This is a genomic window from Chromobacterium sp., from assembly GCF_041912965.1.
Taxonomy (GTDB): Bacteria; Pseudomonadota; Gammaproteobacteria; order Burkholderiales; family Chromobacteriaceae; genus Chromobacterium; species Chromobacterium aquaticum.
On sequence record NZ_JAYSGF010000059.1, the window covers coordinates 1 to 19478 of the forward strand.

The window sequence follows — 19478 nt, forward strand, 5'->3', positions numbered from 1 at the left end:
CGCAGCCTCTGCAAATGCTTCTTCAACTATCTGGAGATGTTGTTGAACCTGGGAGTGCAACAGGTGGACCTGGTGCGGCATGTGGAGGCGGTACAGCGTTTCTATCTGAGTCTGGATGAGCTGTACGCGGTGCAGCGCAATCCACGGCGCAAGAAGAGGAACTAAGCCGGGGAAGAGCAGCCGGCCCTGCGGGGCCGGCTGCGCGGTTTCGTTACCAAGAGCAAAGGCTAAATCTCTTAAGGGACCAATTGGAATTTTGTCGATACCATTTGAATGGTTGTGAAACTTGTCAAACTGTCGTTGTGTACTTTTATGGATACACTGCTTTAAGTAGATGAGCTTTGCCAGAATTTATCAGTTGATGGAGTTTGATATTTACGGTGTGGCCAACTTAATTTGACTTGGAAAACTAACATTCAATTATGGGAATTGCTATGGAAAATGAAATGACGGTTGAAGATGCTTACATGGCTTTTGAGCTTGGTGCCATTATCTCTGGTGTTGACTTGGTTTCCGAGTTTTACGGAAATTCTTCTTATAACTGGAATCTGATTCAAGTTTTGACGGCTTTGAGGCCGCATCGTGCAGGATATCGCATCCTGATTACAACCTCCATCAAAGAATCCAAGCGTGAAGAAGTCAAAAAATTGATTTCAAACTTCATGGATTTCGAAGAGGATTACGATTTGCTGATGCGTGCAGATGATGATAATCGTGATTATATTGAAATCAAGAATGAATGGTTTCATAATGGCAAGATAAAATATCCTGTTCGGATGTTCTTTGAGCGTTCCAATGCTCATGCCGATATGTGGCGCGGGCTGGGGCTGAACAGCGCCCAGGTTTGATGAAGTGAAAAGCCCTCTTTTGAGGGTTTTTTTTAGTACTCCTTTATTATTAATCACCCGCTGTGTGGCAAAGCCCTGCGCTTTGTCGTCAAAGTGGTGGACGTGCGCGCGGCTACGGCCGAGGAAATTGCTCACCAGTAGGTGCACGGCGAGCACGGGCATCAGCACGGATTCCCCAGCCTCATACAGGCAAAGCCCTCCCAATTTGGGAGGGCTTTTGGGTCTGGGGTCTGGCAGTTGGGGGGGGGGGGGCTGCTGATATGCGTAGGAGAGGAATAGTGCAGGGGGCTATCAGTTCAAGTAGTGAGTTGTGAGTTGAGGCGCGTCACTAACTCGGCGAAAGCGGACGAACCAGGCAAAGCCCGCACTGGCCGCTATCGACCCACTGCAGACATTAACGTTTAAATTCACCGGCCTGCGCGGTTTTTCGCGCAGGTCCGGTGGATTGATTGGTTAGCCATGAACTAGCTTGCCAGCCAATCTTTCCACCCGTGGTGCTGCACAACAAGGTTAAAGAACTTTTCGACATCTGATGCAGCTTTAACCTCAAGAGGGTTAAGGGTAACGGTGCACTTCCCTGAAGCTGCGTCAATGCTGATTGATTCAGCTTTGATTAAATCATTTCTGTGCCAAGCGGAATCTTCAAATTCAAACCCAACTTGTGGGGCGACTTCTGACTCGACGTCCTTTGAAACATACTTAGTTACGAGACCAGTACTCGGCGAATGGAAATAGATGTTGCGAACTAAGGTGAACTTCATAGGTGGTTCCTTCGGTGTAGGGTTACTAAATGACTAACGTAGAAGCTTAGGGGCGCGAAGCCGGCTTGTCAGCGTATTGACCCTCGAGAGCAAATTATTTGGCTGTGACTTGACGCAGCACACGGCTAAAGTCCTCAAGAAAATCGGTAAGCTCCTTTTTCTGCTCTGGACTTTCTGGTCTAGCCAATACTGTCAATCTGTCTTTGAATCGGAGAATAAGCGTCAGATAGAAATTGCGTTTCTTATCTTCAGCACCGTTTAGATTCTTAGCAATGTTGGTTAACTCTTCACGGGCGTTTTGAATCTGGGTGTCGAAGTCTCCAGAAAATCCACGCATCAAATTATTTCCAATCAACCTCGCCTGGAGACACTTGTTTTTAATTTGATGGGTTGATGAACGAATCTCTATCAACAAACAACTCATGGAGCTGCGCATCTTCTCAATTGGCGTTTCTGGGAAATGATCATCTATGCGACTGAAGGCCATGTTGTCAATCAGCGCCGCAACCTTCTGCTTTGAAATATCAACTGGCTTCCAACTGTGAGCAAATTCGTTCCGAATCTTACGCAGGCGCTCTAGGTCGAGAAATTGCTCTTTGGTGATTAGGCCAATGGCGTAAGCAGCCTTAATACGGGAAGAAAATGTTCCCAGAGGAGCATTGAAGCCCTCGATAAGTTGTGTCGTCGCCTCGGAGGGCGTCATGAATGCCTTCAGTAGTTCGCCGAGGGCTTCTTCAGCGAATGCCGCTAATGAGAGGACTAAGCCTCGATCATCAAGGTCAAGCAGTGATCTTGTGAGTAGGTTTATTCCACCAAAAACCTCATCTTCTGGTTCGGATGAATCTGGACTCTTCGTTTCGTTCAGCATCACAGCCTAACGTGAAAGCGGCACCAGTTGGTGCCCGAAATTTTTAAAACGTCAACCGTAATTAAATACATATGGACAAGATACCAAAACCGGACGAAGCCCAATATTTACAAGGCAGATCGCTCATTTCATGTGTTGGATAAAACCCAGAAACACGGCATACTGAATCGAAGATTACACCAAGCAAGCCGCGAGTGGAATGACCGCTTCTGGCCGATAGCAGTCATCCTAGCACAAAGACATGATCGGCTTATTAGGCCGAAAAGCGGCTTCTGCAAGCTGTGTTCAAGTTAACAGCCAATCGCCAGAGAAGGCCGGTTATCCAAGCAGAATTTCTGCCCAAACACCATTCACCAGAGCGTGATAGTGCCAAGCGTTACTGCCCTTGATTCCAACGACAAATGCCCCTTTAACCATCGTGCTCACACTGACCACTTTTTTCGACACAGCATCTGCAAACAGAATGCATATGTCATCAATTGAAGAGGGTTCGGTCACTTGTCCGGTAATGCTTTCTTTCAGCTTTTTGGTCGCTTTAGTGACAGTGTCTTGTGACGCAGTTAGGGGGCGTATCACGTCCGCCACATCCTGTGCGATTTGAACCGCATTTGTACCGGCGGTCATCTTTCCAGATATGGCAGATAGAGCCTCCAGCAGTGCGATATGTGCAAGGGCTGCAGCTGGCATAGGATGATAGAGTATGGAGCCTTCCTTGCTGGTCACCGACACGCTTCTCTTGCGTCCCGGCACAACATTGAGTGCTGTGCTCTCAGCCAAATCCCGCCCTGCCGACCCCACGCCTGCGTCCGCTGCAATATGCAGTACGTGCGTCTCGGTGAGCGTGAAGCGACACCCGCTCAGTGCCACCGTCAAGAAAAAGTCATGGTTTGCTTCATAGTCAGAGCGTTTTACACATGTAACTTTCGCCGCTTTATAGTTAAGTAGGAATGCTTTCTGCCAGTTGTCCGTCAATTCTCGAGACAGTTGCCAGCTACCTTCACCCAGTTTTTTGGCACTAACAAAAATGCTATCCCCATCCCCTATTTCTTTCACACCGCCAGCTAGCTCACTGTACGCATGTATCTCCTTGATTTTTCCCCGTTCAACCTGAAGTAGGTGCCAGAATTCAATATTCTCTTCTTGGCGTTTCTTAAGGACTATTTCCGGATCTTCCACGCTGTCAAAATCAACCCCACTCAGATCAAAATCATCAAACACACACACCTCCAGATAAAGCTGTAATTAGTTAGTGGTCAACAAATCCTAGACAGTGATTTGAGTTGTAGCTCCCATACCGCCGGTGGCAAGCCAGCGTTGGTTGTATGCGGGAGCCGCCTGTTGTAGTGCCACATCAGATACAAGCCGATATCCTGCTTGGGGTGGTTGTCAAATGATATTACAGCTTGAATTGCAGATTCAGGCTGAATGGATCACCAGTCTGGCTGCTCATGATCATGTTGCTAGTTTTTCATGTGTACTTTGCTATTCACTTGAAACACCACCAGCAGAGGACGCTTATTGTGTAAAGCTGCCATTAGTTGCTGTTTTACGGGATGGTGGCCTCAGCCGAATAGCCGAACAACGACATACCCCACTATAAAGCCACCCTCTCTAATCAAACCCCCGCCGCCACCTTCTCCAAACTCGGCAAAGTATGGGTATACAGCTTGGCCAAATCCTTGGGGTTGGCGATGGTTTCAAAATGCTCCATCTTGATGGCTAGGAATTGCCCATTGCTGCCATCGCGCACTTCACCCACTTCCAGCGCTTTCAGCGCACTGATCCAGTACCAGTTCTGGCCCATATTCCCCTTGTCACAGTAGGCGTACCACAGCGGCAGGCGGAACAGCCGCTCGAAGGTAAGCGCTTTTTTGAGTTCTTCTTCCAGGCTGAGGGTGAGTTCGCCGCGCGATGGGGTGTAGTTCTTGGCATCGATGGCGATCATGCCTAGCGAGGGCAGCAAGAGCAGGAAATCCGGCCGTTTGGCCGTGCCATGGAATAGGGTGGCGAAGCTGTTCTTGTTCTGGCAGATGCCGACATAGGCCAGCTTGTGCTGCTGGAACCAGGCGTTCAGCGCTTTCTCGCCCTCATGGCCTTTTTTCTCCGCCGTGTTTGGAGCGGGCTTGGCGGGAATGGAGGGCTGAGCCGCGGCTGGCGGCGGGGTCGGCGTGGAGGGTTGCGCCGGTGCTGGGCTAGCGGGCGGGATGGAGGCTTGGGGCTGGATTGGCGCTATTGCTTGCGGCGGTGTTGGCACCGCGTTTGGTTGTGTGGCTGGAACTGCTGCCGGTGTAATCGGCTGCTGTGGGGGACGAGGCTTGAAAATATTTGCGAGGGTGAATGCCATGATGTCGTTTGAACTGGTGATTTAGAAAAGGATGGGACGGCTAGCCGGCTTGTCGCGCCAGGTCCGCCTGATAGGCGGCGTCGCGGTCGTCGAACAGGCCGATGTGTACCAGGCGGGCAATGATGGCGCCGCGGCTGCGGCCCAGCTGTTTGGCGATGGCCTGGCTGTCCGGCTGGGCCGGGCTGTGCCACAGGGTTTTGAGTTGCTGGTCGTCGGCCACGGTCCAGGCCGTGCCTTGCTTGTCGGCGACGGGCGGCGCGGCGGGTTTGGCCGGCGGCGTTTCCGCGGCGGCGGGCACGTCCCAGAGCGGCGGCAGTTGCAGCGCTTGCATGCGCGCGTTGTCGGCTTGCATCGCCGCTTGCTGGTGCTCATACAGCCCTAGGCGGACCAGCCGCGAGACGATGGCAAGCGGGCTGCGCCCCAGTTTTTCCGATAGCTGGCGTACCGGCGCGGGGGAGGCTTCCCATAGCATGCTTAGGCGGTTGTCTTCGGCTATGGTCCAGCGCTGGCCCTGGCGCGCGCTGCCGGGAGCCGGCTGCGGCTCGGGCGCGGTGGGCGGGTCTGCGGCGTGTTGTTTGGCGACGCGCTTGAGTTGCTCGTAATACTGCGCGCGCGCCTTGTCCAGCGCCGGGTCCTTGGGGGTGCCCAGCGGGTCGCGCCGGCCGGCCGGGTCTAGGCCCAGGACCAGTTGTTCGACGATTTCGAGTTCTCTCATAGGGATGCCCGGAGCCGGTCTCGCATTGCTTGCGGGGCGGGTGCCGCCGTGGATAAGCCATGTTATCGCCGCGGCCAGGCTGTATGCAAATTGAGTTTGCGGCGCGCGGCCCGGGGTCGGGCCGGCGCGCGCTTCAAGCTTCGATTTCTATCAGGGTGGGATTGGCGGCGGCGGCGGCCTGTTCCAGCGCCTGGCGCAGCAGCGGTTCCGGGGTGCCCAGTGCCAGGGTTTCGGCGCGCCAGCCGTAGGCGCGGGCCAGCGCCGGGAAGTCCGGAGTGTAGAGATCCACGCCCAGCGGTTCCATATCGGCGGCGCGCATCGCGCTTTTGATTTCGCCGTAGCCGCGGTTGTTGAGCAGCAGCACGATCAGGCGGGCGCGGGTTTCCATTGCGGTGCCCATTTCCGCCAGGGTGAACTGGAAGCCGCCGTCGCCGGCCAGGCACAGCACCGGCCGGTCCGGTTCGGCCAGCGCGGCGCCGATGGCGGCGGGCAGGCCGTAACCCAGCGCGCCGAAGCCCACGGAGGCGTTGAACCAGCTGTTGCCGCGCGGGGCGCAAAAGCCCAGGTTGCCGGCGTAGACCAGGCGGGTGGAGTCCCCCACCCAGCGCGCTTGCGGCAGGATGTCGCGCACGCGGTGCAGCCAAGCCAGATCGGCGGCGTGTTCCGGTTCCATTTCGGCGGCGGCCAGGCGGCGGGTGGCGTCGGCGCGTTCTTCGCCCTGGCGGGCGGCGTCGGTCAGTTGCAGCGTCAGCAGCTGCAGGGTTTCTTTGGCGTCGCCCAATAACGGCAGGTCGGCGCCGCGGCCGCGGCAGAGTTGTTCCGGGTCGATGTCGATGCGGATCAGTGTGCCGGGCAGGCGGAAGCCGCCGTCCACGTACATGTCGAAATCGGTGGGCCCCAGTTCGCAGCCCACGGCCAGCACCACGTCGCTGGCGGCGATCAGGCGGCGCGCGGCCGGCAGCGAGGGGCTGCAGGACAGGGCCAGCGGGTGGCCGTCCGGCAGCGCGCCGCGCGCGTTGATGGTCATCAGCGCCGGCGCGTCCAGCATTTCCGCCAGCCGGCTCAGTTGCGGCGCGGCCTGGCGCGCGCCGCCGCCTATCAGCAGCAGCGGCCGTTCCGCGCTGGACAGCAAGCGGGCGGCGCGGTCGATGGCGGCGGGGGCGGCCGGCCCGCGCAGCAGCCGCATCGCCGGCGCTTGTGGCGGCGGCAGGCCGTCGGCGGGCGCGGCCATCAGGTCCAGCGGGATTTCGATGTGCACCGGGCGGGGGTGGCCGCCGTCGAACACGGCGAAGGCGCGCGCCAGCACTTGCGGCAGTTCCGCCGCCGCGGTCAGGGTGTGGCTGAAGGCGGCGATCTGGCTGGCCAGCGCGTGCTGGTCCGGCAGTTCGTGCAGGTGGCCGTCGCCGGAGCCCAGCTTGCCGCGCGCGTTGACGCCGGAGATCACCAGCAGCGGGATGGAGTCGGCGTAGGCCTGGCCCATGGCGGTGGCGATATTGGTGAGGCCGGGGCCGGTGATGACGAAGCAGACACCGGGTTTGCCGCTGACGCGGGCGTAGCCGTCGGCCATGAAGCCCAGGCTTTGTTCGTGGCGGGCGGCGATGTGGCGGATGCCGCTGCCGGCCAGGCCGCGGTAGAGCTCGATGGTGTGGACGCCGGGGATGCCGAACACGGTGTCGACGCCGTAAGCCGCCAGCCAGGCGGTGAGGTAGCTGCCCAGGGTGACGCTCATGCGGATTCCTTTTGTCTTGGCGCGGCGGCGCGCAGTTGGCCGGCGAAGCGGGCGATGCGGCGGCAGGCTTCGGCTAGGCGTTCGTCGTCCACCACCAGGCCCAGGCGGATGAAGCCGGCGGCGGTGGGGCCGAAGGCGGCGGCGTCCAGCACGGAGACGCCGGTGGCTTCAAACAGCTTCCAGGCGAAATCCCCGGCTTCCAGGCCGCAGCCGCGCACGTCCAGCAGCAGGAACATGCCGGCTTCCGGCAGCGGGCAGTGCAGGCCGTCCACGCCGCTGAGCAGGCTGTGGGCCAGGTCGCGCCGCCGCCGGTACAGCGCGCGGACGGGGTCGACGAAGGCGTCATAGTCTTGCAGCGCCAGCAGCGCGGCTTGCTGGATGAAGCCGGGGAGGCCGTAGAGCATGCACAGGGCCAGGGTGCCCATGTGCTGGATCAGCGGGCGCGGGCCGGCGGCCCAGCCCAGCCGCCAGCCGGCCATGGCGTGGGATTTGGACAGGCTGCCCAGGGTCAGCGTGCGCTCGGCCATGCCGGGCAGGGCGGCGATGCTGTGGTGCGGGGCTTCGAAACTGAGGCCGGCATAGACTTCGTCGGCCACCACCCACAGGTCGTGGCGGTGGGCCAGCGCCGCCACCGCGGCCAGTTCGTCCGGGCGCAGCGCCGCGCCGGTGGGGTTGCAAGGTGTGGCGAGGAAGATCGCGCGGCTGCGCGGGGTGACGGCGGCTTCCAGCGCGGCCAGGTCCAGGTGGAAGCCGTCCGCGGGCTTGACCGGCACCGGCACCAGCTCGGCGCCGCTGGCGCGGATGCTGGCTTCGTAAGTCAGGTACATCGGTTCCGGTACCAGCACTTCGTCGCCGGCCTGGCACAGGCAGAGCGCGGCGGAGAACAGGCCGTTTTGCGCGCCGGCCACCACGATGACGTTGTCGGCGTCCATGTCCAGGCCGGTGGCGGCGGCGTGGCGGCGGGCGATGGCGGCGCGCAGGTCGGCGCGGCCGTCCACCGGGCTGTAGTGGGTATCGCCGTCGCGCAGCGCGGCCACCGCGCGTTCAATGATGGGGGCCGGGGTGGCGAACTCGGGGTCGCCCACGCTGAGGATGATCACGTCCTCGCCACGGGCGGCGGCTTGCTGCGCCGCCAGGTGGATATTCCAGGCATCGACGCGTTCGCCGGCGATGCGTTCGACCAAGGGGGAAAAGCGCATGGAGGTCTCCGTAATAATGGTGTAGGGCTATGTCAGAAGGCGGTGCGGACCGGCAGTTTCTTTTCCAGTCTTAGGAAGACGCGTTCTATCAGCCAGGCCAGCGCGAAATAGATCAGCGCCACGGTCAGCAGCGGTTCGTAGGTGCGCAGGGTTTGCGCGCGCACCAGGTTGGCCGCGCCCAGCACGTCCATCACCGCCACGGTGGAGGCCAGCGCGGTGGATTTGAGCAGCAGCACGGTTTCGCCGGCCAAGGACGGCAGCAGGATCAGCAGCGCGCGCGGCAGCCAGATGCGCCGCGCCATGGTCAGCCGCGGCATGCCCAGCGCGCGGGCGGCTTCCAGTTCGCCCTTGGGCACGGCGGCCAGGCCGCCGCGCACCACTTCGCCGACATAGCCGGCCACGCTCAACGCCAGCGCCAGCGCCACGTACCAGAAGCCTTCGCGCAGATAAGGCCACAGCAGGCTGTCGCGCAGCGCCGGAAAGCCGGCGAACAAGCTGCCCAGGCCGTAATAGAGCACGTAGATCTGCACCAGCAGCGGGGTGCCGCGGATCAGGTTGGTGAAGGACAGGCTGAGCCAGGCGAGGAAGGGCTGGCGGGACAGCCGGGCAAAGCCCACCGCCACCGCCAGCGCGAAGCCCAGGCCGCCGGAAAGCAGCAGCAATTGCACGGTGACGGCGACGCCGCGCCAGAGCATGGGACCGTAGTCTTGCAGCCATTGGAAGTTCATGCGGGTCTCCCGTTCACAGCGCCGGTTGCCAGCGGCGGAAGCGGCGTTCAATCAGGCTGAAGCCGGCGTTGGACAGTAGGGTCATCAATAGGTAGATGGCGGCCACGGTCAGATAGAACAGCAGGTACTGGCGGGTGGAGCCGGCGGCCTGCTTGGTGGTGAACAGCAGTTCGCTGTAGCCCACCACGCTGATCAGCGCGCTGTCCTTGATCAGCACCAGCCACAGATTGGCCAGGCCGGCCAGCGCGTAGGGCATCATCTCCGGCAGGATCACGCGGCGGGCGGTCAGCCAGCGGCCGCAGCCGAAGGCGCGCGCGGCCTCGATGTGGCCGTGCGGTATCGCCTGCACCGCGCCGCGCATGATTTCCGCCGCGTAAGCGCCTTGCACGATGCCCAGCACCACGATGGCGGCGGCGAAGCCGTTCACCTCCACCTGTGGCTGGCCCAGCAGCGCCGCCAGCGCGTTGATGGCGTCGCCGCCGGCGTAGTAGAGCAGCAGGATGAGCAGCAGCTCCGGCAGCGAGCGGCACACGCTGGTGTAGGCGTTGGCCAGCCGTTTGAGCAGCGGGTGGCCGCCCAGTTTGACCAGAGCGGTGGCCAGGCCGATGAGCAGGCCCAGCGCGAAAGCGCCCAAGGAGATTTCCAGCGTGACCACGGCGCCTTGCAGCAGGGCGGGGCCCCAGTCGCGGACTACGGCGTCGTAGGCTTGTTGCAGTGCATCCAGCATATAGGCTCTCCCTGGGGCGGCTCAGGCGGGCGGGTCGCTGTCACTTGGCGTCCGGCGAGATGTTGACCTTGAAGTATTTCTTCTGGATGGCGTCGAAGCTGCCGTCGGCGCGCAGTTGCAGGATGGCTTGGTCGAACTGCCGCTTGAGCGCGACGTCGGCCTTGCGCAGGCCGGCGCCGATGCCGGGGCCGAACAGCGGGTCCTTGGGCGCCAGGCCCTTGGATTCCAGCCCGGAACCGTCCTTGCCGCCAAGGAAATCGCTGGCGGCCAGCGCGTCCAGCAGCATCAGGTCCACGCGGCCGGCGACGAGGTCGGCGTTCAGTTCGTCCTGGGTGTTGTAGTAACGGATGACGGAGCCGGCGCCGTAGTATTTCTTCAGGAAGTTGGCGTTGGTGGTGGCGGATTGCACGCCCAGGGTCTTGCCCTTGAGGCCGGCCGGGCTGAGGACGGCTTTCTGGCCCTTGGGGCCGACGAACTCGGAGGCGGTGTAGTAATAAGGCAGGCTGAAGGCGATGACTTTTTCCCGCTCCGGGGTGATGGACATGGAGTTGAAGATCACGTCTATCTTCTTGCTGTTGAGCGCGGGGATGATGCCGTCCCAGGACACTTCGGCGATTTGACAGCTTTGCTTGAGGCGCTGACACAGCTTGCGCACCAGTTCCACTTCAAAGCCGCTCCATTGGCCGTTGCTCTGCTTTATGGTGAACGGCGGGTAGGGTTCGGCGGCGATGCCGATGCGCAGCGGGTTGGCGGCCGCGGCGGCACAGTACAGCACGGCGAAGGCGGCGATGAGGGCGCGGAATCGGTTCATGGGATTTCTCCCTGGGTGTCAGGCGTTGACAAACTGGCGGCAGCGTTCGCTGCGCGGCGCGGCGAAAACCTGTTCCGGCGGGCCGGCTTCCTCGATGCGGCCCTGATGCAGGAACAGCACTTTGCTGGACACTTCGCGGGCGAAGGCCATTTCATGGGTGACCAGCAGCATGGTGCAGCCTTCATCGGCCAGCTGGCGTATCACCCGCAGCACTTCGCCCACCCGTTCCGGGTCCAGCGCCGATGTGGGTTCGTCGAACAGCATCACCGCCGGGCGGGTGGCCAGCGCGCGGGCAATCGCCACCCGCTGTTGCTGGCCGCCGGATAAAAAGGCGGGATAGGCCTGGCGCTTGTCCGCCATGCCCACCTTTTCCAGCAGCGCCTCGGCCAGCGCCACCGCTTCGGCGCGCGGCTGGCGCAAGACGCGCACCGGCACCTCGATCAGGTTTTCCAGCACCGTCATGTGCGGCCACAGATTGAAGTTCTGGAACACCATGCCCAGCCGCGAGCGCAGCCGGTCCACCTGGCGCGGGTCGGCCGGCGCGCGCCGGCCGCGTTTGTCGGTGCGCAGGGCGATTTCCTCGCCGGCGATCAGCACTCGGCCGTCGTCCGGGACTTCCAGCAGGTTGAGACAGCGCAGCAAGGTGCTCTTGCCGGAGCCGCTGGCGCCGATCAGCGACACCACTTCGCCGGCGGAGGCGGCGAAGGAGACGCCGTCCAGCACGACTTGGCCGTCGAAGCGCTTGCGCAGGTTTTCCACCGCGACGATGGGCGCGGGGGGAGGGTGGATGGCGGGGGTGGGGTGATGCATGAATCTCTCCTCCTTGCGGCTGTGGCAGCCTGCTGTAGTTGTGTGCCGCGTGTGGGCGCGGCTCTGCTGAGTGTGGCAACATCCATGCCAGCGGCCCGTTTTTTTAATTGCATGAATTTAAAGGGGTTTTGCGCTTGCTCGCGGCGACGAAAACCGTCAATACTGCAACTATTCATAAAAACGCCGAATTTTCGGCGCCCGCGCTTGTGATGCGGAGTAGAGGGGGGGGCATGGACGCGGACCTGAGCCAGGGCATTGCGCTGTTTGGCGATTTCTTTGACGCGATCGGCCTGTCGGTGGCCATCATCGACCAGGACGGGCGCTACGCCTATTACAACCAGGAGTGCTCGCAGCTGGACGAGTACACCGCGGAGCAGGCGCTGGGGGCCTATTTGCTGGAGCTGTACCCGGAGCTGGACGAGAGCAGCAGCACCTTGTTGCAGGCGCTGCGGCAGGGCCGCAGCTACCGCAATCATTACCAGCGTTATCGCAACCCCAGGGGCAAGGCGGTACATCAGGTGCACACCACGCTGCCGCTGAAGCGCGCCGACGGCCGCATCGTCGGCGCGGTGGAGCTGTCCCGCGATCTGACCGTGGTCAGTCCGCTGCATCAGGCGCTGGTGGATTTGCAGCAGGGGGTGGCGGAGGAGGCCGACGGTGGGCTGATGGGCATCATCACCGACGACGCGGTGATGAAGCAGCTGATCCACCAAGCCCGGCGGCTGGCGCGCGCCGATGTGCAGGTGTTGATCCACGGCGAAACCGGCACCGGCAAGGAGCTGTTCGCCCGCTTGCTGCACCAGGAAGGGCCGCGCGCCGAGCGCCCCTTCGTGGTGCTCAATTGCGCGGCGCTGCCGGAGCCGCTGTTTGAAAGCACCTTGTTCGGCACCGTGCGCGGCGCCTTCACCGGGGCGGAGGACCGGCGCGGGGTGCTGGAATCCGCTCATGGCGGCACTTTGTTCCTGGACGAGATCAATTCGCTGCCGCTGTCCATCCAGGGCAAGCTGCTGCGCGCCTTGCAGGAGGGCACGTTCAGCCGGGTGGGCTCCGGCGCCGAGGTGCGCGTGGACGTGCGGGTTGTGGTGGCCAGCAACGAGTCGCCGCAGCGGATGCTGGATGAGCGCAAGATCCGGCCGGACCTGCTGTACCGGCTGAACGTGGGCTGTCTGGCGGTGCCGCCGCTGCGCGAGCGGCTGCGGGACATTCCGCTGCTGGCGCAGGCTTTCTTGCGCAAGCACGGCAAGGTCACCGGCCACCGCGTGCAGCGCATCAGCCACGCGGTGATGGAGCGCATGCTGCGCTATCACTGGCCGGGCAATGTGCGCATGCTGGAGAACGTGCTGCTGCGCAGTCTGATCCTGTGCGAGGGCGGAGACGAACTGGATTTCCTGTTGTTGGAGGAAGAGGGCGAGACGGCGCAGCGGCGCGCGGAGGAACGCCGACCGCCGGCCGTGCCGCCGCCGGACGGCGAGGGCACGCTGGAGCAGCGGATGGCGCGCTATGAGCGCCGGCTGTTGGTGGATTGCCTGGAGGGCTGCGCCAATCTGACCGAGGCGGCGCGCCGGCTGGGCCTGCCGCGCGCGACCTTGCAGTACAAGTTGAAGAAGCATGGGATACAGCTGGCGCGCACGGTGCTGGGGTGAGCGGAGCGGGGCATGGCGTCCCTCGCGGCTGAGTCGCTGATTGGGAGCCAGAGCGCTGGGCTGTCGGATCAATAACCCCAGGGTTATTGACTGGCCTGTTGTAGAAGCTACAATAAGCTCTGTCCGATAGTCTGCTCAAATGTCGTGCGTGCAAGGGCGCGACAAGGTGAAAACAAAAGCAGAATGTAGAAGTGCTACCTGAGCATTCTGAAGCTGTTCTCACCGTACCGTGTTCACGAAGCGCAGCAGATCGCAAACCGGTTCTAAGTGTAGGGGCGACGCCGTGACCAGCAAAGAAGTCATCAGCATGATAGAGGCCGACGGCTGGTATCTGGTTGCCGCCAAGGGCAGCCATCAACAGTTCAAACACCCGATCAAGACCGGCCGGGTGACGGTGCCTCACCCCAAGAAGGACATACCGATAGGCACGCTGAACAGTATCAAGAAACAAGCGGGTCTCAAGTAAGGAACCATTATGTACTACCCGATTGCAGTTGAACCCGGTGACGACCAACATGCCTACGGCGTCATCGTGCCGGATCTGCCCGGCTGCTTCTCCGCCGGGGACACTCTGGATGAGGCCATCCGGAACGCCCGCGAAGCCATTGAGCTACATCTGGAAGGGCTGGTGGAAGACCTGGACGTCATCCCTCTGGCCAGCAGCGCGCAGGCTCATGTCGGTAAATCGGAGTTTGCCGGCCATCTCTGGGCGCTGGTGGATGTGGACATCACCCGCTATCTGGGTAAAGCGACCAAGATCAATGTCACGTTGCCGGCTAACCTTCTGCACCGTATCGATGAATATGTCGCTTCCCACCCGGAATACGATAGCCGTAGCGGTTTCCTGGCCAAGACCGCGCTAGAAAAGCTGTTGTGTCGGCCGTAAAAGCGGTTAATTTTGCTGTTTGAGCATGGATGTGCCGCGGAGCGCACTCAGCCTAGGCCCGCGAACAAAACCGCGCAGCGTACCTGAGCCAAGGCGCGCCGACGCAGGCAGTACAAGTGGTACGACCAGGAGACGCAACGCAGGATCAGGGGTTTTGTTAGCGGGCCTTAGTTACAAATCCAGCACCAGCGGCCCGTTCCCCGCCGCCCGCGACACGCAGATCATGATGCGTTCCCGCCGCTCCGCCGCGCTCAGGTATTGGTCGCGGTGTTCGGCGTCTCCTGCCAGCAGCCTGGTCTCGCAGCTGCCGCAATAGCCTTCCCGACATAGACAGTCCGGCCGCAGCGAGCTCTGCCGCTCTATCGCCGCCAGGATGGATTCGTCGGCATCCACCCGCAGCCGCAGGCCGGAGCGGGCCAGTTCCACCTCGAAGCCGGCGCTCGCCGCCGCCGTGTCGGCGCTGAAGCGCTCATAGTGCAGCCGGTCGGCCGGCAAGCGCCGCGCGCAGGCGTCCGCAGCCGCCGCGATCAGCCGCTCCGGTCCGCAGACATACACCTGGCTGTCCGCCGGCGCGGCGGCGATCAGCGCGTCCAGGTCCAGCTTGCGGCCGGCCCGGCTCTCGTACAGGCGGATTCTGGCGTCGCCGCGCTCGCTGCGCTCGGCCAGCTGGGCGGCGAAGGCGGCGCCGGCGGCGTCGCGGAAGGCGTAGTGCAGCTGGTAGTTCGCGTCAGCGCCCAGCGCCGCCATATGGGCGATGAAGGGCGTAATGCCGATGCCGCCGGCGATGAACAGCCGCGGGCCGGGCACGGCGGCCAGCGGGAAACGGTTGGCCGGCGCTTGCACCTGCAGGCGGCTGCCCGGCGCCAGCGCGTGCAGATAACGCGAGCCGCCGCGTGAATCCGGTTCGTGTTTGACCGCGATGCGGTAGACCCCGCCGCCGGGGTCCAGCAACGAGTAGGCCGCCGGCCGGCCCGGCGGCGGCATCTCCACCACGATGTGGCTGCCGGACGGGCAGGGCGGGGCCGGGCCGTCCAGCGGCCGCAGGGTGAAGGCCTTGACGCCGGCGGCCACTTCTTCGATGGCGCAGACTTCGGTGACGATGGCGGGCATGTGCGGCGCTCCGGTTCAGCCGCGGTAGGCGGCGGCCACCATCTGGTGGAAATGGGCGATGCCGTGCTCGCTGATGCCGCTGCGCTGGCTGTCCGCCATGATGCGGCCCTGGCCGCGGTAGCCGCGAGATTGCAGCCCGCGTTGCACGCTTTCCACCAGCCGCAGGTCTTCGGGGCGGAAGTCGTCGCGCGCCCAGCTGACGAAGCGGCGCTGTTCCTCGCTCAAATCCTGGTTGAGGAAGAGGATTTCGTAATGCTGGACGGTGACGCCGGCGGATTCCGGAAATTCGTAGATCACCGTCATCGCCGCGTCGCCGGGCACCACGTTGAACATCACGCCGGGCCACAGCCAGTAGCCGTTGAAAGCCTGGTTGGCGGCCTCGCCGTCGAAGGCGTAGCTGCTGTCGCTGGATTGGGCGGCGCCGCGCTGCAAGGTCCAGCGGCCGTGAAGGCTGTGGGTGTAGCCGTCGGTGGTCACCGATTGCGAGAAGCTGGGGTGGGCCGGCGCGCAGTGGTAGCACTCCATGTAGTTGTCGACGATGACTTTCCAGTTGGCCGGCGTGGTGGTGACCACGCGCTCGGCCACCTTCAAGTCCGCCACTCGCGGGCACACTTGCATGAAGTGCTCGCGCAGGCCGGCGTATTCGACGTCAATGTCCACCGCGTCCGGGTCCATGTTGACGAAGACGAAGCCGCAGTATTCGGCCACCCGCAACGGGCTCAGGTGACTGCCGGCCCGGTCGAAGTCCGCCACCTGCTCGCAGTTGCGCGCGTGGGCCAGTTGGCCATCCAGCTTGAAGGCCCAGGCGTGGTAGGGACAGGTGATCACATTCCTGGCTTGGCCGCTGCCGCTGAGCAGCTCGTGGCCGCGGTGCGGGCAGACGTTGTAGAAGGCGCGCAGCTCGCCGTCGCGGGCGCGCAGCAGCAGGATGTTCTCGCCTATCACCCGGCGGGTGACGTAATCGTTGGGCCGGGCCAGCTCGCTGCCGTGGCACAGGCAGAGCCAGGATTTGGCGAAGATCTGTTCTTTTTCGTACTGGAACACCTCGTCGGCGGTGTAGCAGCGCGCCGGCAGGGTGTGGGCGCGGTCGATGTCGCTGCAGAAGTCGGCGGGCAGGCGCGGCGCGGCGGGCGGGGGCTGGATGATGGCGTGCTGCTGCATGACGGGGCTCCTTAAAAAGCCTTGAGTGGGGGACGGCTGTTGATGATTTAACGGTTTGCCGGCGGCTGCGGAGCGGATGGCGGCGACGCTTACTTTTCATTGCGCGACAATTTGCATTGGCGCGAACCGGGCGCTCGCGCTTATGCTGGGTCTTGGACTGGGGAGGGCGCGGTGGACGAATACCATTTCCTGCTGTTGCCGGAGTTTTCCTTCATCGGCTTCGCCGCGTTGATGGAGCCGTTCCGCATTGCCAATCGCTTTCAGCCTGGCGCCAGCCGCTGGCGGCTGTTGTCCGTGGACGGGCAGGCGGTGGCGGCCAGCAACGGCATCGCGTTGATGGTGGACGGCGCGCTGGCGGAGGCCGGGCCGTGCACCTGTCTGTTCGTGGTCAGCAGCTTTCATCCGTTGCGGCATTACACGCCGGAGCTGGGCGCGGCGCTGCGGCGGCTGGAGCGCGGAGGCGTGACCCTGGGGGCGATAGACACCGGCTGTTTCATCCTGGCCGAGGCCGGCTTGCTGCGCGGCGAGACGGTGACGCTGCACTGGGAGGCGATTCCGGCTTTCCGGGAACGCTACCCGCAGGTGACCGCCAGCCAGGAGCTGTTCCTGACCGAGCGGCGGCCCACCTCCGCCGGCGCGGTGGCCGGGCTGGACCTGGCGCTGGCCTTGCTGGCGCGCCGTCACGGCCGCGAGCTGGCGCTGGCGGTGTCCGAGCAATTGGTGCAGGGGCAGATGCGCAGCCCGTCCGAGCACCAGCGCCTGCAGGTGGCCAGCCGCTATCAGGTGCACAACAAGAAGCTGGCGCAGGCGATACGGCTGATGGAGGAGCAACTGGAGGAGCCGTGGCCGCCGGAGGAGCTGGCCGCGCGTTGCGGCGCCACCCGCCGCCAGCTGGAACGCTTGTTCCGCGCGCATCTCAAGGCCTCGCCGGCGGAGTTCTACCGCGCGCTGAGGCTGGACCGCGCCCGCTGGCTGCTGCGCCAGACCGAACTGAGCGTGGTGGAAATCAGCGTGGTCTGCGGCTTTGAGTCGCCGTCTTATTTTTCCCGCGCCTATCGCAAGCGTTTCGACCGCAGTCCAAGGGAGGATCGCGAGGATCGCAGCGGTCTTTAGGCCGCCCATTGGCTGGCCGCGGACGGTTTTATCGGGTACTGTTGAGGGTTTGGATTGGCGCGGGCGGCGCGCCTCCATAAAATAACAGGGCAAACCCCAAATAGCCCTACGCTGGAGAAACCCGAAAATGGCCATCATCCGTCAGGAAGACTTCGTGCAAAGCATTGCCGACGCCTTCCAGTTCATCAGCTATTACCATCCCAAAGACTATATCGACGCGCTGTACCAGGCGTATCTGAAGGAAGAGAGCCCGGCGGCCAAGGACGCCATGGCGCAGATCCTGATCAACAGCCGCATGTGCGCCGAAGGCAAGCGCCCGATCTGTCAGGATACCGGCATCGCCGTGGTGTTCCTGAAGGTGGGCATGAAGGTGCAGTGGGACGCCGAGTTGTCGGTGCAGGAGATGGTGAACGAAGGCGTGCGCCGCGCTTACCTGAACCCGGACAACAAGCTGCGTGCCTCGGTGCTGCTGGATCCGGCCGGCAAACGCCAGAACAGCAAGGACAATACCCCGGCGGTGGTGCATTTCGAGATCGTCGAAGGCGATGGCGTGGAAGTGACCTGTGCGGCCAAGGGCGGCGGCTCGGAGAACAAATCCAAGTTCTACGCGCTGAATCCGTCCGACTCCATCGTGGACTGGGTGCTGAAGACCCTGCCCACCATGGGCGCCGGCTGGTGTCCGCCGGGCATTCTCGGCATCGGCATCGGCGGCACGCCGGAAAAGGCGATGCTGCTGGCCAAGGAAAGCCTGATGAGCCATGTGGACATCCAGGACTTGAAAGCCAAGGCCGACAGCGGCGCGGAACTGAGCCGCGTGGAGCAACTGCGCCTGGAGCTGTTTGAAAAGGTCAACGCGCTGGGCATCGGTGCCCAGGGCCTGGGCGGCCTGACCACGGTCTTGGACGTGAAGATTCTGGATTACCCCACCCACGCGGCCAGCCTGCCGGTGGCGATGATCCCCAACTGCGCGGCCACCCGCCACGTGCACTTCCACCTGGACGGCAGCGGCCCGGCTTCGCTGGAAGCGCCCCGTCTGGAAGATTGGCCGGACATCACCTACGACAATTCCAACGGCAAGCGCGTCAACCTGGACGCCATCACCCCGGAAGAGGTGCAAAGCTGGCAGCCGGGCGACGTGCTGCTGCTCAACGGCAAGATCCTCACCGGCCGCGACGCCGCGCACAAGCGCATGGTGGACATGCTGAACAAGGGCGAGAAGCTGCCGGTGGACTTCACCAACCGCTTCATCTACTACGTGGGCCCGGTTGACCCGGTGCGCGACGAAGTGGTTGGCCCGGCTGGCCCTACCACCGCTACCCGCATGGACAAATTCACCCGCCAGATGCTGGAACAGACCGGCCTGCTGGGCATGATCGGCAAGGCCGAGCGCGGCCCGACTGCCATCGAGGCAATCAAGGACAACAAGGCGGTGTACCTGATGGCCGTGGGCGGCTCCGCCTACCTGGTGTCCAAGGCGATCAAGGCCTCCCGCGTGGTGGGTTTCGAAGACCTGGGCATGGAAGCCATCTACGAGTTCGAAGTGAAGGACATGCCGGTAACCGTGGCGGTGGATTCCAACGGTACCTCGGTGCACAACACCGGCCCGGCCGAGTGGCGCGTAAAGATCGGCAAGATTCCGGTCAACGCTGCTTAAGCATGCTGTTGCGGCCAGCTTGGTCGCGTGTCTGACGACGCCCGCCCGCTAGCCGGGGCGGGCGTTTTTTGTTGCCGATTGCGCGGCACATAGTGAAATACCCCGCTAATACCGGCCTATTCTTTAAAACCATGTTTAAACAATGGTTAATAATTTTCTTAAGTGGCAGAATGCGGCACATCACCATTCATGTGCCGGAGTGTGTCAGTGACGTTGCGCCCTTACCTGTGGCTGCTAGCCTGCCTGTTGCCTGTAACGCATGCTGCCGAGCGCCTCACTCTGGCGGTGGAGGATGACTGGTACCCGTTTGCCGCTGTGCACAATGGCCGGGTGGTGGGCATGGCGGTGGAGATCGTGCGCGAGGCCTATCA

19 protein-coding genes and 1 pseudogene are annotated in these 19478 nt (G+C 62.6%); 7 read left to right on the plus strand and 13 right to left on the minus strand.

What is annotated here, in order from left to right; all coding sequences use genetic code 11:
* The first annotated feature begins 446 nt into the window (after positions 1-446).
* The gene (locus tag ACE3QM_RS21165; RefSeq protein ID WP_374424650.1) at positions 447-848 is read left to right on the plus strand and encodes a hypothetical protein; all 402 of its coding nucleotides are present in this window, start codon (positions 447-449) and stop codon (positions 846-848) included.
* Between the two features lie 51 nt (positions 849-899).
* Positions 900-989: pseudogene (locus ACE3QM_RS21170) on the plus strand (peptidylprolyl isomerase); the annotation flags it as partial.
* 323 nt (positions 990-1312) lie between these two features.
* Here ACE3QM_RS21170 and ACE3QM_RS21175 read toward each other — a convergent pair.
* The 11 genes from ACE3QM_RS21175 to ACE3QM_RS21225 form a co-directional block, all read right to left on the minus strand.
* Positions 1313-1609: a hypothetical protein gene (locus ACE3QM_RS21175; protein ID WP_374424652.1), complete on the minus strand. Its 297-nt coding sequence runs from the start codon at positions 1607-1609 to the stop codon at positions 1313-1315.
* Positions 1610-1703: 94 nt separating this feature from the next.
* Positions 1704-2477: an MltR family transcriptional regulator gene (locus ACE3QM_RS21180; protein WP_374424654.1), complete on the minus strand. Its 774-nt coding sequence runs from the start codon at positions 2475-2477 to the stop codon at positions 1704-1706.
* Between the two features lie 318 nt (positions 2478-2795).
* A complete protein-coding gene (locus ACE3QM_RS21185; RefSeq protein WP_374424656.1) occupies positions 2796-3695 on the minus strand; it encodes a hypothetical protein in 900 nt (299 codons plus the stop codon).
* Between the two features lie 397 nt (positions 3696-4092).
* Positions 4093-4821 (minus strand): hypothetical protein, encoded by a 729-nt coding sequence (locus ACE3QM_RS21190; RefSeq protein ID WP_374424658.1) that lies wholly within the window; start codon positions 4819-4821, stop codon positions 4093-4095.
* A 40-nt stretch (positions 4822-4861) separates the two neighbouring features.
* On the minus strand, positions 4862-5536 hold the full coding sequence (locus tag ACE3QM_RS21195) for a hypothetical protein (RefSeq protein ID WP_374424660.1): 675 nt from the start codon (positions 5534-5536) through the stop codon (positions 4862-4864).
* 133 nt (positions 5537-5669) lie between these two features.
* Positions 5670-7265, minus strand: coding sequence for a 5-guanidino-2-oxopentanoate decarboxylase (locus tag ACE3QM_RS21200; protein ID WP_374424662.1), 1596 nt, complete (start codon positions 7263-7265; stop codon positions 5670-5672).
* Positions 7262-8464, minus strand: a complete 1203-nt coding sequence (locus ACE3QM_RS21205) for a pyridoxal phosphate-dependent aminotransferase (RefSeq protein ID WP_374424664.1) — start codon at positions 8462-8464, stop codon at positions 7262-7264. Before ACE3QM_RS21205 ends, ACE3QM_RS21200 begins: the two co-directional genes overlap by 4 nt.
* A gap of 32 nt (positions 8465-8496) precedes the next feature.
* A complete protein-coding gene (locus tag ACE3QM_RS21210) occupies positions 8497-9192 on the minus strand; it encodes an ABC transporter permease (RefSeq protein ID WP_374424666.1) in 696 nt (231 codons plus the stop codon).
* Between the two features lie 13 nt (positions 9193-9205).
* A complete protein-coding gene (locus ACE3QM_RS21215; protein WP_205465673.1) occupies positions 9206-9919 on the minus strand; it encodes an ABC transporter permease in 714 nt (237 codons plus the stop codon).
* Positions 9920-9959: 40 nt separating this feature from the next.
* Positions 9960-10730 carry a transporter substrate-binding domain-containing protein gene (locus ACE3QM_RS21220; protein WP_374424669.1) on the minus strand — a complete coding sequence of 257 codons (771 nt, stop codon included), beginning with the start codon at positions 10728-10730 and terminating at the stop codon, positions 9960-9962.
* 18 nt (positions 10731-10748) lie between these two features.
* Positions 10749-11540 carry an ABC transporter ATP-binding protein gene (locus ACE3QM_RS21225; protein WP_235089566.1) on the minus strand — a complete coding sequence of 264 codons (792 nt, stop codon included), beginning with the start codon at positions 11538-11540 and terminating at the stop codon, positions 10749-10751.
* 230 nt (positions 11541-11770) lie between these two features.
* Between ACE3QM_RS21225 and ACE3QM_RS21230 the strand changes: the two genes are divergently transcribed.
* The 3 genes from ACE3QM_RS21230 to ACE3QM_RS21240 all read left to right on the plus strand — a co-directional run bounded on the left by ACE3QM_RS21230 (position 11771) and on the right by ACE3QM_RS21240 (position 14069).
* Positions 11771-13183, plus strand: a complete 1413-nt coding sequence (locus ACE3QM_RS21230; RefSeq protein ID WP_374424671.1) for a sigma-54 interaction domain-containing protein — start codon at positions 11771-11773, stop codon at positions 13181-13183.
* 283 nt (positions 13184-13466) lie between these two features.
* Positions 13467-13649, plus strand: a complete 183-nt coding sequence (locus ACE3QM_RS21235; RefSeq protein WP_043634155.1) for a type II toxin-antitoxin system HicA family toxin — start codon at positions 13467-13469, stop codon at positions 13647-13649.
* A gap of 9 nt (positions 13650-13658) precedes the next feature.
* Complete coding sequence (locus tag ACE3QM_RS21240) at positions 13659-14069, plus strand: type II toxin-antitoxin system HicB family antitoxin (protein ID WP_081551195.1); 411 nt, start codon at positions 13659-13661, stop codon at positions 14067-14069.
* Positions 14070-14240: 171 nt separating this feature from the next.
* Here ACE3QM_RS21240 and ACE3QM_RS21245 read toward each other — a convergent pair whose 3' ends face one another.
* Positions 14241-15179, minus strand: coding sequence for a 2Fe-2S iron-sulfur cluster-binding protein (locus ACE3QM_RS21245; protein ID WP_374424674.1), 939 nt, complete (start codon positions 15177-15179; stop codon positions 14241-14243).
* Between the two features lie 15 nt (positions 15180-15194).
* Positions 15195-16340: an aromatic ring-hydroxylating dioxygenase subunit alpha gene (locus ACE3QM_RS21250; RefSeq protein WP_374424676.1), complete on the minus strand. Its 1146-nt coding sequence runs from the start codon at positions 16338-16340 to the stop codon at positions 15195-15197.
* Positions 16341-16511: 171 nt separating this feature from the next.
* Here ACE3QM_RS21250 and ACE3QM_RS21255 point away from each other — a divergent pair, with 171 nt between their 5' ends.
* A complete protein-coding gene (locus tag ACE3QM_RS21255) occupies positions 16512-17453 on the plus strand; it encodes a GlxA family transcriptional regulator (RefSeq protein ID WP_048409808.1) in 942 nt (313 codons plus the stop codon).
* A 127-nt stretch (positions 17454-17580) separates the two neighbouring features.
* A complete protein-coding gene (locus ACE3QM_RS21260) occupies positions 17581-19107 on the plus strand; it encodes a fumarate hydratase (RefSeq protein WP_374424678.1) in 1527 nt (508 codons plus the stop codon).
* The last annotated feature ends 371 nt before the right edge of the window (positions 19108-19478 follow it).

What these genes read in the sequence shown, in the direction of transcription:
- ACE3QM_RS21220 (WP_374424669.1), bottom strand. Translation starts at nt 10,730, where the DNA reads ATGAACCGATTCCGCGCCCTCATCGCCGCCTTCGCCGTGCTGTACTGT.
- ACE3QM_RS21205 (WP_374424664.1), bottom strand. Translation starts at nt 8,464, where the DNA reads ATGCGCTTTTCCCCCTTGGTCGAACGCATCGCCGGCGAACGCGTCGAT.
- ACE3QM_RS21195 (WP_374424660.1), bottom strand. Translation starts at nt 5,536, where the DNA reads ATGAGAGAACTCGAAATCGTCGAACAACTGGTCCTGGGCCTAGACCCG.
- ACE3QM_RS21230 (WP_374424671.1), top strand. Translation starts at nt 11,771, where the DNA reads ATGGACGCGGACCTGAGCCAGGGCATTGCGCTGTTTGGCGATTTCTTT.
- ACE3QM_RS21215 (WP_205465673.1), bottom strand. Translation starts at nt 9,919, where the DNA reads ATGCTGGATGCACTGCAACAAGCCTACGACGCCGTAGTCCGCGACTGG.
- ACE3QM_RS21250 (WP_374424676.1), bottom strand. Translation starts at nt 16,340, where the DNA reads ATGCAGCAGCACGCCATCATCCAGCCCCCGCCCGCCGCGCCGCGCCTG.
- ACE3QM_RS21190 (WP_374424658.1), bottom strand. Translation starts at nt 4,821, where the DNA reads ATGGCATTCACCCTCGCAAATATTTTCAAGCCTCGTCCCCCACAGCAG.
- ACE3QM_RS21225 (WP_235089566.1), bottom strand. Translation starts at nt 11,540, where the DNA reads ATGCATCACCCCACCCCCGCCATCCACCCTCCCCCCGCGCCCATCGTC.
- ACE3QM_RS21260 (WP_374424678.1), top strand. Translation starts at nt 17,581, where the DNA reads ATGGCCATCATCCGTCAGGAAGACTTCGTGCAAAGCATTGCCGACGCC.
- ACE3QM_RS21200 (WP_374424662.1), bottom strand. Translation starts at nt 7,265, where the DNA reads ATGAGCGTCACCCTGGGCAGCTACCTCACCGCCTGGCTGGCGGCTTAC.
- ACE3QM_RS21165 (WP_374424650.1), top strand. Translation starts at nt 447, where the DNA reads ATGACGGTTGAAGATGCTTACATGGCTTTTGAGCTTGGTGCCATTATC.
- ACE3QM_RS21240 (WP_081551195.1), top strand. Translation starts at nt 13,659, where the DNA reads ATGTACTACCCGATTGCAGTTGAACCCGGTGACGACCAACATGCCTAC.
- ACE3QM_RS21210 (WP_374424666.1), bottom strand. Translation starts at nt 9,192, where the DNA reads ATGAACTTCCAATGGCTGCAAGACTACGGTCCCATGCTCTGGCGCGGC.
- ACE3QM_RS21180 (WP_374424654.1), bottom strand. Translation starts at nt 2,477, where the DNA reads ATGCTGAACGAAACGAAGAGTCCAGATTCATCCGAACCAGAAGATGAG.
- ACE3QM_RS21245 (WP_374424674.1), bottom strand. Translation starts at nt 15,179, where the DNA reads ATGCCCGCCATCGTCACCGAAGTCTGCGCCATCGAAGAAGTGGCCGCC.
- ACE3QM_RS21175 (WP_374424652.1), bottom strand. Translation starts at nt 1,609, where the DNA reads ATGAAGTTCACCTTAGTTCGCAACATCTATTTCCATTCGCCGAGTACT.